The following is a 16105-nucleotide window of genomic DNA, read 5'->3' on the forward strand; positions in this document are numbered from 1 at the left end:
GCGTGCTCATCGGCGAGCGCCCTGCCCCCGCGGGAGAGGCGACGACACCGTGACGCGCGTACGACGGAGATGGAACGGGGAGTTCGAGCCCTCGACCGAGGACCAGGCGCTGAAGCGCCGCCTGATCCTGCGCGAGGCCGCCGCGGCCTTCAACGAGCGCGGCTTCCACAACGTCTCGCTCGACGAGGTCGCGGTGAAGCTCGGGATCTCAAAGACGGTCTGCTACTACTATTTCCGCGACAAGAACCACCTGCTGCTGTCGTGCGTCGAGATCGGCTTCGAGCTGGCCGATCACGCCCTCGCCGCGGCCGAAGCGAGCGACGGCAAGGCGCTCGCCAAGGTGGTCGAGTTCACCCGCACGTACGTGAAGAACATCACCTCGGAGCTCGGCACCTGCGCCGTGCTCACCGACCTCAATTCCCTGAACGAGGCCGATCTCAAGGCGGTGCGGGCGCGCCAGCGCGTGTTCAGCCGGCGCCTGATCAAGCTCGTCCAGCTCGGCCAGGAGGATGGCAGCATCCAGGTCTCCGACAGCCGGGTCGCGGTGAGCTGGATCGTGAGCGCCCCGTTGATGATCCCCCAGCTCAGCCAGCTCTGGCAGAAGCAGGGCACCGCCTGGCTTGCGGACCATTACGCCGAGTTCACGCGCCGCTCGCTGTCGGCGCGGTAGGGTTCGTGATGAAACAGCGCTTCAATTCTTGCGAGATGGCTGCAATCAGAAAAATTGTCATCCCGAGGCCGAAGGCCGAGGGACCTTTGAGGCAACGGAAAGGTCCTTCGGCCTTCGGCCTCGGGATGACAGATTCTCTGTCGCGCCCACCACGTGCCAGTATCGAAGTCTGACGCGTCCAGGAGTCCCCCGATGAGCACTGGTGTCGTTCCCGACCGTGAAGAGTGCGTCCTGCGCTGCCTGCTCGACCGTCACGCCGAGGCGGCGGGCGATCGGCCGTTCATCGTGCTGCGCGACGGCCGGGAGATCTCCTATGCCAGCCTGCGCACCGACGTGCGGGCGATTGCCCGGGCGCTGCAGGATCTCGGCGTCAAGCAGGGCGCCCCGGTCCTGGTCTGGATGCCAAGCGGCCTGGAGGCGGTGAAGCTCTGGTTCGCCATCAACTATGTCGGCGCGATCTACGTGCCGATCAACACGGGGTATCGCGGCGGCATCCTCGAGCACGTGGTGCGCAACGCGGGCGCCGCGCTGATGCTCGCCCACGCCGAGCTGGCCGGCAGGCTGGCCGATATCGGCAAGACCGACCTGAAGACGGTCGTCGCTCTGCAGGGTGCCGCGGCGCCGATTGCCGGCATCGAGGTCCTGCCGGAGGATCGATTGCGCTCGGCCGGCGACGTGCTGCCGCTCGACCGGCCGATCGAGCCCTACGACACGCAAAGCATCATCTACACGTCGGGCACGACCGGGCCGTCCAAGGGAGTATTGTCGTCCTACGCCCATCTGCACGCGACCGCGACGACGCTGTGCTCGAGCAACGACGGGCTCTGTTATCTCGATGCGTCCGACCGTTTCATGGTCAACCTGCCGATGTTCCATGTCGGCGGCACGGCGCCGACCTACGCCATGCTGGTGCTGGGCGGAGCGATCGTTCTGCTCGAGGCGTTCGATACCGGCTCGTTCTGGCGCACCGTCAGCGGCACGCGCACGACCTGCGTCATCCTGCTCGGCGTCATGGCGACCTTCCTGATCAAGGAGCCGGTCCGGCCGGCTGAGCAGGAGACGTCGCTGCGCCATGCCCTCATCATCCCCTTCACCGCCGAGGGCATCGCCTTCCGCGAGCGTTTCGGCGTCACCACGCACACGCTGTTCAACATGAGCGAGGTGTCGTGCCCGCTGATCGCCGAGGACAATCCCGCCGTGGTGGCGACCTGCGGCCGGCCGCGCGCCGGCGTGACGGTGCGGCTGGTCGACGACAATGACTGCGAGGTCGGCCCCGGCCAGGTCGGCGAGCTGATCGTGCGCACCGACGTGCCGTGGACCCAGAACCACGGCTACAACGCCAACCCCGAGGCGACCGCCCGGGCCTGGCGCAACGGCTGGTTCCACACCGGCGATGCCTTCCGCATCGACCCGTCGGGCAACTATTTCTTCGTCGACCGCTTCAAGGACGCGATCCGCCGGCGCGGCGAGAACGTCTCGTCATTCGAGGTCGAGATCGAGGTCTCTGCCCATCCGGCGGTGCGCGAGGCGGCCGTCGTCGCGGTGCCGAGCGAGTTCAGCGAGGATGAGATCCTGGTGGCGATCTCGCTCGCCGAGGGTCAGACGGTTGATCCGGTTCAGCTGATCGAGTTCCTGCGATCGCGGATGGCCCATTTCATGGTGCCGCGCTACGTCCGCGTGCTCGACGACCTGCCCAAGACGCCGACCCAGAAGGTGCAGAAGCACATCCTGCGCGGCGAGGGCATCACGGCTGACACCTGGGATCGCGAGGCCGCCGGCATCGTCATCAAGCGCGACCGACTCGTGGGCCGTTCGGCGTGAGGTCTTGGTCTCCGCCTGCAAGGTGACCCCATCTTACGGCAACGGAGGGGTCATAGCCTTCGCTGGGAGCGCCACTCCTGTGGCGCTCATAGGATGCGCGATCGACAAGAAGGGCGCCACAGGAGTGACGCGCTCTCAGCGTATGATTCACCGACCGCACTTTGGTTCTTGCCAAAGTTAGAGCCTATGAGTGGCGCGCTCCCACGGTGCTTGTGCAATCAATTGCACAGGCTCGTGCTGGCGGGTTGCAGCCATGCGGCGCACGCAGGGAGACAGTCGCCACGATCGCGTTAGCGTGGCATCCATGACTGCCCGCTTCTCGCGTCACTCTTTCCCGGTGACCTGCGTCTTCTATTCTCCGCCGCTTGTGAGGGCGCACGAGGGCGGCGGGGAGTCGCGCGCGCCCAATGGCCCCGACCGCAAGATCGCCGGCCCGACCGCAAAAGGCGAAGCCGTGCGGTCGCTTGCGGTCGACTAAGTCCTTGATTCCAAAGGCTCCGAACGCAGCGAACGCAAAATTGCAGGGTCGTTCTTTTCTCGGCGAGCGGGGCGGCCCAACCCGCACGGGACCCTCCTGGCGCATATTCAGGCGAACGAACTTGAGATCGGGCGTGCGGCCAATCCTTGGCTATAGTCAGGATATGGACCGAACCGAGCCCCCCGCCGAGAGCGTCGAGAAGGACGCCCCGCTGCGCTACGACACGCGCCTGCTGGGGCGCATCCTGGGCGACACGGTGCGCGACCAGGAAGGCGAGGCGGTGTTCGAGCTGGTCGAGCATATCCGCCGCACCGGCGTGCAGTTCCATCGCAATGCCGACGAGGCAGCGCGCCAGGAGCTGCAGGCGATCATGAGCGGCCTGCCGATCGACCGGGCGATCAAGATCATCCGCGCCTTCGGCTATTTCTCCCACCTCGCCAACCTGGCGGAGGACCAGCATCACATCCGCCGCACGCGCGCCTATGCCAAGGCACGGGCGCCGGCGCGGCAGGGCACCATGGCGTATGCGCTGGCGCGCGCCCGCGATGGCGGGGTCACGCGCGAGGAGCTGGAGGCCTTCTTCGCCCGGGCGCTGTGCAGCGCCGTGCTGACGGCCCATCCGACCGAGGTGCGCCGGCGCAGCTCGATCGATCGCGAGATGGAGATCGCCCATCTGCTCGACGACCGGGACCGGGTCGAATACACGCCGGAGGAGCTCTCGGCCAACCGGCGGGCGCTGCGCCGCGCCGTGCTGACCTTGTGGCAGACCAGCATCCTGCGCGGCACGCGCCTGCGGGTCATCGACGAGGTCAACAACGGGCTGGCCTACTACGACCATACGTTCCTGCGCGCCCTGCCGGCCTTCTACGCCGATCTCGAGGATCGCCTGGGCGTCATCGAGCCGGAATGGCAGGGCATCGAGGTGCCGTCCTTCCTGCGCATGGGCAGCTGGATCGGCGGCGATCGCGACGGCAATCCCTATGTGACGGCCGAGGTGACGCGTCAGACGCTCGGGATGCACAGCGAGCGGGCGATGCGCTTCTATCTCGAGGAGCTGCACCGGCTGGGCAGCGAGCTGTCGCTTGACGGCCGATCGGTGCCGGTATCAGACGGGCTGGCCGCGCTGGCGAAGACCTCGCCGGACCGCTCGACCGAGCGCCAGGACGAGCCCTACCGGCGGGCCGTGATCGGCATCTATGCCCGGCTCGCCGCGACCGCCTGGAAGCTCGATCGGCTGGAGCCGCCCTATCCGGCGGTCGGCGAGGCGCCGGCCTACGAGTCGGTCGCGGCGTTGCAGGCCGATCTCGACACGGTCTCCGGCTCCCTGGTGCAGGCCGGCTCGCTGCCCCTGGCGCGCGGCCGCTTGCGCGGCTTGCGCCGGGCGGTCGACGTGTTCGGCTTCCACCTCGCCGCGCTCGACCTGCGCCAGAACTCCGACGTGCACGAGCGCGTGATCGCCGAGCTGCTCGAGGCGGCGTCGACCGGCGATCCCGTGGACTATCGCGCGCTCGACGAGCCCGCCCGCATCGCGCTCCTGACGGCTGAAATGGCCAACCCGCGACCCCTGGCAGCGCCGCACCATGGCTATGGCGAGGAGACGGCGGGCGAGCTCGCGATGCTGAACGTCACCGCCGACGCCCACCAGAGATACGGCGGCGCGTCGATGCCGCACTACGTGATCTCCAAGAACGACAGCGTCTCCGACATCCTCGAGGTGGCGGTGCTTCTGAAGGAGGTTGGGTTGCTGCGCCCGCATGAAGAACGGCTCGACGTCGACATCGTGCCGCTGTTCGAGACCATCGGCGACCTGCAGCACTGCGGCCGCATCATGGACGAGCTTCTGGGCCTGCCCGCCTATCGCCGCCTGGTCGCCTCGCGCGGCGACGTGCAGGAGGTCATGCTGGGCTATTCCGACAGCAACAAGGACGGTGGCTACCTGACCTCGACCTGGGAGCTCTACAAGGCCGAGCTGTCGCTGATCGAGGTGTTCGCCAGGCACAAGGTCGGCCTGCGCCTGTTCCATGGGCGCGGCGGCTCGGTCGGGCGCGGCGGCGGGCCGAGCTACGACGCCATCCTGGCGCAGCCGCCGGGCGCCCTGCAGGGCGCCATCCGCATCACCGAGCAGGGCGAGGTGATCGGCGGCAAGTACTCCAACGCCGAGGTCGGCCGGCGCAATCTCGAGACCCTGGCGGCGGCCACCCTCGAGGCGAGCCTGCTCGAGGCCGGCCATGCGCCGCCGCCCGCCGACTGGCTCGCCATCATGGAGGCGCTGTCGGCGCACGCCTTCCGCGCCTACCGCAGCCTGGTCTACGAGACCGAAGGCTTCGACCGATACTTCCGCGACTCGACGGTGCTGGAGGAGATCGCCACCCTCAACATCGGCAGCCGCCCGGCGTCACGCTCGAGCCGGCGGCGCATCGAGGATCTGCGGGCCATCCCCTGGGTGTTCAGCTGGGCGCAGTGCCGCCTGATGCTGCCCGGCTGGTACGGCTTTGGCGCAGCGGTGTCGGCCCTGACGGCAGCGCGGCCGGACGGGCTTGCCACCCTGCAGACCATGTACCGCGACTGGCCGTTCTTCCGCACGACGCTCTCCAACATGGACATGGTGCTGGCCAAGAGCGACATCGCCATCGCCTCGCGTTACGCCGAGCTGGTCGGTGACGCGGCGTTGCGCGAAAAGGTGTTCGGCCGCGTGCGGCAGGAGTGGCAGGCCTCGATCGATGCGGTGCTGGCGATCAGCGGCCAGCAGACCTTGCTCGAAGGCAACCCGCTGCTGGCTCGGTCGATCCGCAACCGCTTTCCCTACATCGACCCTTTGAACCACGTGCAGATCGAGCTGCTGAAACGTCATCGCGCCGGCGACACCGATCCCGGCGTGGTCGACGGCATCCATCTCAGCATCAACGGCATCGCCGCCGGTTTGCGGAACAGTGGGTAGGAGCCCTCTCGATGACGACAATGCTGTCATCCCGAGCCGACGGCGAGGGACCTTTCGGCAACAGTGGTAACGGAGGAAACCATGGCAATCGGAGCCAAGTACCTGTTCATCGTCAGCATGGACGTCGCCAAGGACAAGGAGGCGCTGTTCAACGAGGTCTACGACACCGAGCACGTGCCGCTGCTGCAGAAGGTCCCGGGTGTGGGCGCGGTGACTCGCCTGAAGACCGAGCCCGCCGCCTTCAACCTCGCCGGCGAGCGCAAGATGCTCGACGGCGGCAGCGAGCCGACCTACGTCGCGATCTACGAGCTCGACAGCCCCGACGTGCTGCTCAGCAAGGAATGGGCGGAGGCGGCGGAGAAAGGCCGCTGGCCGGGCGAGGTGCGTCCCTACACGTCCAACCGCCGCCACATCGTGCGCAAGGTGATCTAGCTCACGGCTTGCCGAACGTGGCGATGCGATCGACGGTGCAGATGAACAGCACGCGCTTCTCGTCGATCGCCGGATCGCGCAGGCCGTAGGGCGGCGGATTGCCGGTGTACTTGGTCCAGATCTTGTCGAGCTGGCGGGTGATGCGCTCGCCGCCCGGCTCCCATTCGCGCTCCTCGCGCTCGACGGTGCATTTGAGCTGGACCCAGTGATAGGCATTGTCGGGATTGACGATCAGGATGGTGAACCTGGGATTTTTGCGGATCCAGCCGCACTTGGGACGGTGCGACGCGGTGTTAACCAGCACCTTGTCGCCTTCGTAGTCGAACCACATGGGGGTGAGGCCGATGCGGCCGTCCGGCCCGATCAGGCCGAGCGTCACCGTGATCGGCCGATCGAGCAGGGCCTTGTAGATCGGATCGAGATCGGACAGGCCCTTGATCCTGGTCCGCTCGCCGACGGCGAACTGGCCCTCCTGGAGTCCGTTGGCGACGTCGCGAAATTTCGCGACAGTGATGTCCGGCATGGCTTCCTCCTCGACCTTCAACCTTCTGATGGGGAGGTCCAATTGTTTCGTGTGAGCTGCAATGCAGCAAGCGAGGATTGCCGCCGCCGGACGGCTTGGCGATGATGAACCGGCAGGAAAAGAGGGAGCACCGGACCATGGATTTCAAGAACAAGGTCGCCTTGATCACGGGCGGCGGCAACGGCATCGGCCGCGCCACGGCGCTGGGCTTTGCCTCGCGCGGCGCCAAGGTCGTGGTCGTCGACCGCGATTCGACGGCGGGAGAGGCGACCGCCGGCATCGTCCGCCAGCAGGGCGGCGAGGCCCTGTTCGTCCAGGCCGACGTGACGCAGGCCGACTCGGTGAAAGCCTATGTCGACAAGGCGGTGGCCACGTTCGGGCGCATCGACTGCTTCCACAACAATGCCGGCATCGAGGGCAAGGTGGCGCCCATCGTCGACTATGACGATGCGATGTTCGACTCGGTCATGGCGGTGAACGTGCGCGGCGTCTACCTGGGCCTGAAGTACGTCCTGAAGCAGATGATCGCCCAGAAGGGCGGCGCGGTCGTCAACACCGCGTCCACGGCGGGCTTGATGGGGTCGCCCGGCATGCCGGCCTACGTCGCGTCCAAGCACGCCGTGCTCGGCCTGACCAAGACCGCGTCCGGCGAGGTGGCGCGGCAAGGCATTCGCGTCAACGCCGTGTGCCCCGGGCCGATCGACACGCGTATGATCCACGCGCTCGAGGCGCAGCTCAATCCGGCCGACCCGGGAAAGGTGACGGCGCGCTACCAGTCGTCGATCCCGATCGGCCGTTATGGCACGCCCGACGAAGTCGCCAACACGGTGCTGTTCCTGTGCTCCGATCTCGCCGGCAACATCACCGGCGCGCACTACGTGATCGACGGCGGCCGCACCGCGACGCCGGGCGCCGTGACGTCGATGAACCAGGATTGAGCCCGCGGTCAGTTCGCCGTCATGCCGCCGTCGATGACCAGCTCGCTGCCAGTGACCCAGGACGCATCGTCCGACGCCAGGTAGAGGCAGCCGGCGGCGATGTCGTGCGGCGTGCCGAAGCGGCCGAGCGGCGTCGCGGCGAGGCGCTGGCTGGCGACCTCGGGGTTCGAATGGCCGGGCTGGGTCATCGGCGTGTCGACGAAGCCGGGATGGACCGAGTTCACGCGGATCCTGTCGGGCGCGTACTGGATGGCGGCCGCCTTGGAGAACAGGCGCACGGCGCCCTTCGAGGCGTGATAGGCGGCGTTGGCGTGGCTGCCGACGATGCCGCAGATCGACGAGATGTTGATGATCGAGCCGCCGCCGGCGCGCTGCATGGCCGGGATCGCCGCCTTGGTGCCGAGGAACACCCCGGTGGCATTGATCTCCATCACCTGGTTCCAGTGCGCCAGGGTCTGGTCGGCGAGCCGCGGCCCGGCCGTCATGGTGGTCTGGATGTTCTGCTTCGGGTCGCGCCCGGAGATGCCGGCGATGTTGCACAGGATGTCGACCCGACCGTAGGTCTTCTCGGCGAGGCCGACGATCTCGGACCACCTCGCCTCTTCGCGCACGTCCTGGCTGGCGAACAGCGCCGTTCCGTCGGCGGCGATGATCTCCTCCTCGATGCGCTTGCCCAGTGCGGTGTTGCTGTCGGTCAGCAGCACCGCGGCGCCATGGCGGGCGAACAGCCGCGCCGTCTCCGCGCCGATGCCGGAGGCGCCGCCGGTCACGATGGCGACCTTGCCGATCAGTCTCTTGCCCGGTTCCATGATCTCGCTCCTCCCGATGATTTCCGCGATGATGCCAACCGGCGGGCCGGACCGCCATGCCGGGGCCTGGCGAATTCCGCTGCGAGGTCGATCGACGTGGCGCGAATTGACTCGAGGACCCCGAGGCACAATCGTCGCGTCAACCACGACAAGCCGGACAGCGAGGGACCGATGCGCTTCAAGAACAAGGTGGCCCTGATCACGGCGGCGGCCAACGGCATCGGCCGCGCCACGGCCGGCATCATGGTCCGGGAGGGGGCGACGGTGATCGCCGTCGACAACAACCAGGGCCGGCTCGACGAGGCGGTGCCGTCGCTGCGCGCCGCCGCGGGCACGTCGGGCGGCAAGGTGCTGGGAACGCTGGCCGATGCCCTCGACGCCACGGTGGTCGACACGCTGATCGACGAGGTGGCGCGCACGCACGGCGCGATCGACATCCTGGTCAATGCCGTGGGCGGCAGCACGGTGATCGACCGGCCGACTGCGACCACCGAGCAGCTCACCTTCGCCGAATGGCAGAAGCTGATCGCCTTCAACCTCGACGCCACCTTCCTGTGCACGCATGCCGTGATCCCGGTGATGAAGCGCCAGCGCAGCGGCAAGATCGTCAACCTGGCCTCGATCGACGGCATCAACGTCAACGCCATCGCGCCCAGCATCACCCTGACCGAGCGCATCCGGCCGCATTGGGACAAGCGCACGCAGGCCTCGCAGGCCGAGGAGATCGAGAGGACGCCGTTGCGCCGCGTCGCCGAAGCGGCCGACCAGGCGCGCGTCATCTGCTTCCTCGCCTCGGCCGACGCCGACTTCGTCACCGGGCTCACCATCGACGTCACCGGCGGCGTGTAGCGGGGGAGGGGAGCATGGCAGGAAAGGTCGGATTCATCGGGCTCGGCGCCATGGGCGGGCCGATGGCGCTCAACCTGGCGAAGGCCGGATTCTCGCTGGTGGTCAACGATATCGACGCCTCGAAGACGGTGCCGCTGAAGGTCAAGGGTGCGGCGGTGGCGGCGTCGGCGGAAGCGGTGGCCGCCGAGGTCGAGCGCACGATCGTCATCGTCGAGACCACGGCGCAGGCCGAAGCGGTGATCGTCGGCGAGAAGGGCATCCTCGACAGTGCGCGCGCCGGCCACATCGTGCTCTGCATGGCGACCATCGATCCGTTCGCCGCCCGCGCCATCGCCGAGCGGCTTGAGACGCGCGGCATCGCCATGCTCGATGCGCCGGTGAGCGGCGGCACGGGGCGGGCGCAATCCGGCGAGCTGTCGGTGATCGTGGGCGGCGAGCGCGCCGTGTTCGACAAGTGCCAGGACCTGTTCTCGGCGATGGGCAATCGCTCGTTCCATGTCGGGCCGCTGGGCAGCGGGCTCGCCATGAAGCTGGTCAACAACATGCTGGTGCAGGTCAACACGGTGGCCGTGGCCGAAGCGATGGTGCTGGGCGTGAAGGCCGGCCTCGATCCGCAGATGATCTACGACGTCGTGCGCGTCTCGACCGGCGCGAGCGCGGCCTGGGAGCTGCGCGTGCCGCGCATCCTCGCCGGCGACTACGAGCCGGGCGGCACGGTCGACATCTCCTACAAGGACCAGGAGCTCGAGACCGCGTTCGCCAAGCGCCTCGGCGTGCCGGTGCTGCTCGCCAACGTCACCCAGCAGGTCTACCAGATGGCGCGGGCCCAGGGCCTCAACAAGCAGGACGGCTCGGCCATCGTGAAGATCTACGAGCGCCTCGCCGGCGTCTCGGTCAGGGAAGGAAACAAGTGATGACGACTTTCGTGCTGCTCCACGGCGCCTACCAGGGCGGCTGGATCTGGAAACCGGTCGCCGAGCGCCTGCGCGCGCAGGGCCATCACGTGCTGGCGCCGAGCCTCGACGGCTGCGCCGAGCGCAAGGGGCAGATCCGCGCCGGGATCACCACCGAGACGCACGCCGACGAGGTTGCCGGCTTGCTGTTCTATGACGATCTGAAGGACGTCGTGCTGGTCGGCACCAGCACCGGCGGCATGGTGATGGCGCGCACCGCGGAGCTGGCGCGCGAGCGCGTCGCCAGGGTGGTGTTCGCCGATGCCCTGGCGCTGCTCGACGGCGAGAAGCTGCCCGACATCGTCAAGCGGCCGACCGCGGTGGACACCGAGTTCGGCACCGGCCCCTCGCAGCACGATTTCGAGACCCGCCTGTTCGCCGATCTCGACCCGGCGCTGCGGCGGTGGGCGATCGAGCGCTGCACGCCGCACCCGATCGCCGCCATGCGTGCACCGGTCAAGCTCGAGCGCTTCTGGGGCCAGTCGTGGAACGCCTCGGTGATCTGGTGCAAGCGCAGCGCCAACCCGCCGGTCGCCCACCAGCGTCGCTGCGCCGACCGCCTGAAGGCGCGTTGGCACGAGCTCGACACCGGCCACTATCCGATGCTGAGCGAACCGGAGGCGCTGGCGAAGCTGATCGTCGAGGGCTGATCTAACTCCCACATGAGGGAGTTACTCGTCATTCTCGCTACTTGTTGAGGGCTTGCCTATTTGCCATTCTCGATCGGTGGCGCTGCGTGACGCGTATCGACTTATTGCGCGGGAGGGAGAGACTCATGACGAACCGCAGCGAAATCGAGCAGACCGTGAGAGCCTTCTATGCCGCGCGGGTGAACGATGACGTCGACGCAACGGTGAAGCACCTCGCTGAGGACGTCGTGTTCGAGCTCAATGGTCGCGGCACCGGCGTGCCGGCGCTCAGTGAAGTGGCCAGAGGAAAGGCGGCTGTGAAGGCAGTCGCCAGTGGCCTGATTGCGACCTGGAGATTCAGCGACTTCAGGGAATGCTCCCTGGTGATTGACGGCGAGCGAGCGGCATTGCACTGGAAAGCGCGCGTGACGTTCCGGCCGAACGGGAAGTCGGAGATATTCGACTTCTTCGATCACATTCAGTTCCGCGATGGCAAGATCGTCCAGGTCCGCCAGAACACCGACACCGCCCAGGCGATTGCAATGACGGCGGCGTAACTCGTCTCGGCGCGTGACCTACTCGTCCGCGCGCGACTCCCTGATCCGCCGCGTGCCCTGGAACACCGGCTTCAGCGGATCCATCACGAAGCGGATGCGCGGCAGGTCGGTGTCCACCGTGCAGCAGGTGCCGACGATCGGGTCGGCGAGCTGCAGGCCCGTGGCGTTCCACGCCGCGGCGTCGAAGGTCGAGACCTGCGGCTTGCCGCGCTCGGCCTTGTAGAAGGTGTACTTGGGATCGACCTGGATCAGCATCGGCTGGGTCTGGCCATCGAGCGGCGCATTGGCCGCCGTCACCCAGTTGATGTACTGCACGTCGCTGCCGGCCACGGGCTGCGGATCGACCAGCGCGCAGTCGAGGATGGTCGTGCCGCCGCGCGTCACCGTTCCCATGACGCGATCGTGGCGGCGCAGGTACTTCACCTCGCCGGTCTCGACCGGCAAGCCCCAGCGGGCACGCAACTCCCGGGTCGCGCCGTCGCTGTTGGTCACTGCGCCGAGCAGGAAGCCGCGGGGATGGGCGCCGGCGCGGCTGCCGAGCCGCAGCACGGCGAGATTGAACGGGCCGACCGGGCTCTCGGGATATCGCGTCACCGCCAGGATGACGTAGGACGGCAGTGCCGGATGCATCGCCTTGGGCAGCAGGCCGTCAGTCGAGCTGCGCGGCACCTCGATCAGGAGCTGCAGCATCTCTGCCTTCGGCAGAGTCCACGCCTCGGTGTCGAGGTTGGGCAGCGTCGGCAGCTTGGGCGCGACAGTCGTGAGATCGAGCGTTCCATAAAGCGGCATGTCACTCTCCCGCCGCGGCGGCGACGTTGGCCGGCTTGTTGGCGAACACCGGCATCACTTCCTTGGCGAACAGGCGCAGGCTCGCCATCACCTGGTCCTGCGGCACCACCTCGTTGGCATTGAGGATGAAGTTGATGCAGTCGACGCCCAGCGACTCCCAGCGCTTGACGGCGCGGATGATGCGTGCCGGATCGCCGTAGGCCATGCCCTCGGTCTGCTGCTCGCCGGCATCCGGGCCGGTGGCGGCGCGGCGCAGCGCCGGCAGCAGGCCGAGCGACTGGTAGGACGGCGAGGAGAACACCTCGCGGGTCGAGATCAGCTGGGTCGCGAGATAATTGAAGGTGTTGCCGAGCCGCTTGCCCATCTCGACACCGGTCTTCTCGTCCTCGTGGCAAAACAGGAAGTTGGTTGTTGCCACCTGCTCGTTGACGAAGGCGCCGACCGGCTCGCAGAGTTTTATGCGCCGGCGGTATTCCTTGATCTTCCTTTCCTGCTCGTCGAAGCCGGCGAAGGAGAGGCCGAGGCTGCCCAGGCCGCGATCGGCGGCATCGATCTCGGTGCCGGGGCTGGTGACGGCGACCCACATCGGCGGATGCGGCTTCTGATAGGGCTTGGGCAGGATGGTGCGCTCCGGCATCGACCAGAACTCGCCCCGGTAGGAGAACGTCTCCTGCGTCCACATCCGGGGCAGGCAGCGCACGAACTCGTCCCAGCTCTTCTTGGTGGTGTCGGGATTGGCGCGGAAGCCGCCGAGCTCCGTCCACGTCGCCGAGCGTCCCGTGCCGACATGCAGGCGGCCACCCGACAGGATGTCGAGCGTCGCCGTCCTCTCGGCGATCTTGATCGGATGATTGAACTCCGGCACGCACACCACGATGCCGTGCCCGACCTGGATGCGCTTGGTCACCATGGCGCAGGCGGTGAGGAACAGCTCCGGTGCCGAGCAGTGGGAATACTCCTCCAGGAAATGGTGCTCGACCGCCCAGACATGGTCGAAGCCCAGCTCGTCGGCGAGCTTCACCTGCTCGAGGCAGTTGTTGTAGACCGTGTACTCCTTCTCCGGCGTCCACGGCCGCGGGATCGAGATCTCGTAGAACAGGCCAAATTTCATAGTGCCCTCCCGCAGAGTTGCAAAACGCTAGGCTTGCCCGCCGGGCCATGCAACAGCACCATGCGGCGCCAAATGCGGGTGACTTCGGAGGGCGAAATCGAGATGCAGCGACTGGCGGGCAAGGTGGCGATCGTCACCGGCGGGGCGAGCGGCATGGGCCGCGCCACCGTCATGCGCTTCCTCAGCGATGGCGCGAAGGTGGTGGTGGCCGATCTCAACGAGGCCAACGGCGCCGAAACCCTGGCCGCCGCCAGAGCAGGCGGATACGGCGACAGCGTCGCCTTCGTGCGCTGCGACGTCGCGAGCGAAGGCGACATGATCGCCACCATCGCCGAGGCCGAGCGCCGCTTCGGTCGGCTCGACATCGCCTATCTCAACGCCGGCGTCGGTGGCGCCTTCGGGCCGATCGCCGAGACCAGCGTCGAGGATTGGGATTACACCTTCGCCGTTCTGACCCGCTCGGTGTTTCTCGGGATGAAGCACGCCTCGCAGGCCATGAAGAAGCACGGCGATGGGGGTGTCGTTCTGGTGACGGCGTCGATCGCCGGCATGGTGGGCGGCGGCGGCAGTCACGCCTATTCGGCCGCCAAGGCCGCCGTCATCAGCCTGATCGAGAATGTCGCGGTCGAGCTCGGACCGCACCGCATCCGCGTGGTCGGCATCGCCCCGGGTGTGATCTCGACGCCGCTGCTGCATCGCGGGCGGCCCGATCGCTACGAGAAGCAGTTCCAGCACCAGCCGTGGCCCGACCGCGGCGAGCCGGACGTCATTGCCGACGTCGCGGCGTTCCTGTGCTCCGACGATGCCCGTTTCATCACCGGCGAGACCATCAAGGTCGATGGCGGCCTGCTCGCCCAGGGCATCGCCCTGTGGGGCAACAGCCGCGACAATCCCTTCATACGGACCGCCGGCGTCAACCGCGGCACGACCGGCGAGGCCATGGTCGTGCGCAACCTGAAGGACGAAAGATCATGAGCGAAGCCGAACGTCTTCACCGTCACCTGATCGGCCAGCAGGGCTCGCGGCGCTCGCTGAACACGCCGGCGCTAGTGCTCGATCTCGAGATGCTCGACCGCAACATCGCCGAGATGGCGGCGTTTGCCTCGGCGCACAAGGTCAAGCTGCGGCCGCATTCCAAGACGCACAAGTCGGCCGACATCGCGCGCCGCCAGATCGCCGCCGGCGCGCTCGGCGTGTGCTGCGCCAAGCTGGGCGAAGCCGAGGCGTTGGGCGAAGCCGGCATCCAGCAGCTCCACATCACCTCGCCGGTGGTGACGCCGCAGGCAATCACCCGTCTGATCGCGCTCAACGGCCAGGTCAGCGACCTCATGGTGGTGGTCGATCATCCGGCCAACGTCGAGGCGCTGGACGCCGCCGCCGGCAAGGCCGGCAAGCCGCTCACGGTGGTCATCGACATCGATCCGGGCATGCATCGCACCGGCGTCGCCACGCCGGACGGCGTGGTCGAGCTGGTGCGCAAGGTCGTGGGATCGAAGTCGCTGAAATATGCCGGCGTGCAGTTCTATTGCGGCCGCCACCAGCACATCATCAGCTTCGCCGAGCGCAAGGCGGAGATAGAGGAGCGCACCGAGTATCTCAAGGGCATCCTGGCCAAGCTCGACGCGGCCGGGCTGAAGCCCGGCATCGTCACCGGCTCGGGCACCGGCACGCATTTCATCGACGCCAAGCTCGGCGTCTTCACCGAATTGCAGGTCGGCTCCTACGTCTTCATGGACCACGACTACAATGTCTGCGACCTGCGCGGCCTCGACAAACCGACCTTCGAGCAGGCGCTGCAGATCGATGCCCGCGTCGTCAGCGCCAACACGCCGGGTCTGGTCACGGTCGATGCCGGCCTGAAGGCAATGGCGACCGAGAAGGGCCCGCCGCCGATCCTCAAGGGCGCCGTCGACGGCTCGACCACCCGCTTCATGGGCGACGAGCACCTGGCGGTCATCGCGCCCGAAGGCCAGGCGTCACCCGGGCACGGCGAGCAGGTGATCCTGACCCCGCCGCACTGCGATCCCACCGTCAACATGTACGAGAGCTATCACGTGGTGAAGGGCGACACCTTGGTCGACATCTGGCCGGTCACGGCGCGCGGTCGGTCGCGCTGAGGGTCTGTCACAAATAAAGTGCTCCAGCTGTGACAACGCCTCTGTCATCCCGAGCGCAGCGAGGACCTTCGAGGCAGCAATAAAGGTCCCTCGCTGCGCTCGGGATGACAACGATTCTGGAGCACTTGTTTCCTGAGAGGTCCTAGGTGCTCCGGAGCAAGGTTGGTGGCGAAGCTCAGCGAAAGGATCAAAGGTCGGCATAGCCCTTTCGGTCGGCCTCGCAAGCCCACTCGGAGAAACAGCCAAACAGGTCGTATGATTCTGAGGACGCGCGGACGACGCGCACGTCGGTACCATCGATAGCAAAGGCGAGCGTGTCGCCTGGTTTCAGGTAAAGGGCTTGCCAGACGGCCTTTGGCAGCACGACCTGCGCCTTGCATCTCAAGCGTGCCGTGTGGATGGAACCTGCCATCGAGCAATTTCTATTCCTTGTGGCATGAGTGTATGGATTTCCCCTATATCGGCCAAGCCATAGGCATGAACATCCGGTC

The 16105-nt window shown here is 67.2% G+C and carries 16 protein-coding genes; 11 read left to right on the plus strand and 5 right to left on the minus strand.

What is annotated here, in order from left to right; all coding sequences use genetic code 11:
• Positions 1 to 49 precede the first annotated feature (49 nt).
• The 4 genes from ACILR9_RS18480 (at position 50) to ACILR9_RS18495 (ending at position 6339) form a co-directional block, all read left to right on the plus strand.
• Positions 50 to 670: a TetR/AcrR family transcriptional regulator gene (locus ACILR9_RS18480; protein ID WP_395711421.1), complete on the plus strand. Its 621-nt coding sequence runs from the start codon at positions 50 to 52 to the stop codon at positions 668 to 670.
• 192 nt (positions 671 to 862) lie between these two features.
• Positions 863 to 2491, plus strand: a complete 1629-nt coding sequence (locus ACILR9_RS18485) for an AMP-binding protein (RefSeq protein WP_395711422.1) — start codon at positions 863 to 865, stop codon at positions 2489 to 2491.
• Between the two features lie 641 nt (positions 2492 to 3132).
• Entirely contained in the window at positions 3133 to 5907 is a 2775-nt protein-coding gene (gene ppc / locus ACILR9_RS18490; protein ID WP_395711423.1) for a phosphoenolpyruvate carboxylase, read from the plus strand.
• 81 nt (positions 5908 to 5988) lie between these two features.
• The gene (locus ACILR9_RS18495; RefSeq protein ID WP_395711424.1) at positions 5989 to 6339 is read left to right on the plus strand and encodes a hypothetical protein; all 351 of its coding nucleotides are present in this window, start codon (positions 5989 to 5991) and stop codon (positions 6337 to 6339) included.
• 1 nt (position 6340) lies between these two features.
• Here ACILR9_RS18495 and ACILR9_RS18500 read toward each other — a convergent pair whose 3' ends face one another.
• A complete protein-coding gene (locus ACILR9_RS18500; protein WP_395711425.1) occupies positions 6341 to 6862 on the minus strand; it encodes a pyridoxamine 5'-phosphate oxidase family protein in 522 nt (173 codons plus the stop codon).
• 137 nt (positions 6863 to 6999) lie between these two features.
• On the opposite strand from ACILR9_RS18500, the gene ACILR9_RS18505 reads away from it, so the two are divergent.
• Positions 7000 to 7800 carry a glucose 1-dehydrogenase gene (locus ACILR9_RS18505; protein WP_395711426.1) on the plus strand — a complete coding sequence of 267 codons (801 nt, stop codon included), beginning with the start codon at positions 7000 to 7002 and terminating at the stop codon, positions 7798 to 7800.
• Positions 7801 to 7808: 8 nt separating this feature from the next.
• On the opposite strand, the gene ACILR9_RS18510 is transcribed toward ACILR9_RS18505, so the two are convergent.
• Entirely contained in the window at positions 7809 to 8609 is an 801-nt protein-coding gene (locus ACILR9_RS18510) for an SDR family NAD(P)-dependent oxidoreductase (protein WP_395711427.1), read from the minus strand.
• 171 nt (positions 8610 to 8780) lie between these two features.
• Here ACILR9_RS18510 and ACILR9_RS18515 point away from each other — a divergent pair, with 171 nt between their 5' ends.
• The 4 genes from ACILR9_RS18515 to ACILR9_RS18530 all read left to right on the plus strand — a co-directional run bounded on the left by ACILR9_RS18515 (position 8781) and on the right by ACILR9_RS18530 (position 11597).
• Positions 8781 to 9458 carry an SDR family NAD(P)-dependent oxidoreductase gene (locus ACILR9_RS18515; protein ID WP_395711428.1) on the plus strand — a complete coding sequence of 226 codons (678 nt, stop codon included), beginning with the start codon at positions 8781 to 8783 and terminating at the stop codon, positions 9456 to 9458.
• Between the two features lie 14 nt (positions 9459 to 9472).
• A complete protein-coding gene (locus ACILR9_RS18520) occupies positions 9473 to 10372 on the plus strand; it encodes an NAD(P)-dependent oxidoreductase (protein ID WP_395711429.1) in 900 nt (299 codons plus the stop codon).
• On the plus strand, positions 10372 to 11061 hold the full coding sequence (locus ACILR9_RS18525; protein ID WP_395711430.1) for an alpha/beta fold hydrolase: 690 nt from the start codon (positions 10372 to 10374) through the stop codon (positions 11059 to 11061). Before ACILR9_RS18520 ends, ACILR9_RS18525 begins: the two co-directional genes overlap by 1 nt.
• Before the next feature lie 86 nt (positions 11062 to 11147).
• Complete coding sequence (locus ACILR9_RS18530; RefSeq protein WP_395711431.1) at positions 11148 to 11597, plus strand: nuclear transport factor 2 family protein; 450 nt, start codon at positions 11148 to 11150, stop codon at positions 11595 to 11597.
• Between the two features lie 18 nt (positions 11598 to 11615).
• Here the strand turns inward: ACILR9_RS18530 and ACILR9_RS18535 are convergent, their stop codons facing one another.
• Both ACILR9_RS18535 and ACILR9_RS18540 read right to left on the minus strand, forming a co-directional pair.
• Entirely contained in the window at positions 11616 to 12386 is a 771-nt protein-coding gene (locus tag ACILR9_RS18535) for an acetoacetate decarboxylase family protein (protein WP_395711432.1), read from the minus strand.
• 1 nt (position 12387) lies between these two features.
• On the minus strand, positions 12388 to 13497 hold the full coding sequence (locus tag ACILR9_RS18540; protein WP_395711433.1) for an LLM class flavin-dependent oxidoreductase: 1110 nt from the start codon (positions 13495 to 13497) through the stop codon (positions 12388 to 12390).
• 102 nt (positions 13498 to 13599) lie between these two features.
• Between ACILR9_RS18540 and ACILR9_RS18545 the strand changes: the two genes are divergently transcribed.
• Complete coding sequence (locus tag ACILR9_RS18545) at positions 13600 to 14472, plus strand: SDR family NAD(P)-dependent oxidoreductase (RefSeq protein ID WP_395711434.1); 873 nt, start codon at positions 13600 to 13602, stop codon at positions 14470 to 14472.
• Positions 14469 to 15614, plus strand: coding sequence for a DSD1 family PLP-dependent enzyme (locus ACILR9_RS18550; protein ID WP_395711435.1), 1146 nt, complete (start codon positions 14469 to 14471; stop codon positions 15612 to 15614). Before ACILR9_RS18545 ends, ACILR9_RS18550 begins: the two co-directional genes overlap by 4 nt.
• Positions 15615 to 15801: 187 nt before the next feature.
• Here the strand turns inward: ACILR9_RS18550 and ACILR9_RS18555 are convergent, their stop codons facing one another.
• Complete coding sequence (locus ACILR9_RS18555; RefSeq protein WP_395711436.1) at positions 15802 to 16026, minus strand: AbrB/MazE/SpoVT family DNA-binding domain-containing protein; 225 nt, start codon at positions 16024 to 16026, stop codon at positions 15802 to 15804.
• Positions 16027 to 16105: the final 79 nt, after the last annotated feature.

The organism is Reyranella sp. (assembly GCF_044224635.1).
GTDB lineage: Bacteria > Pseudomonadota > Alphaproteobacteria > Reyranellales > Reyranellaceae > Reyranella.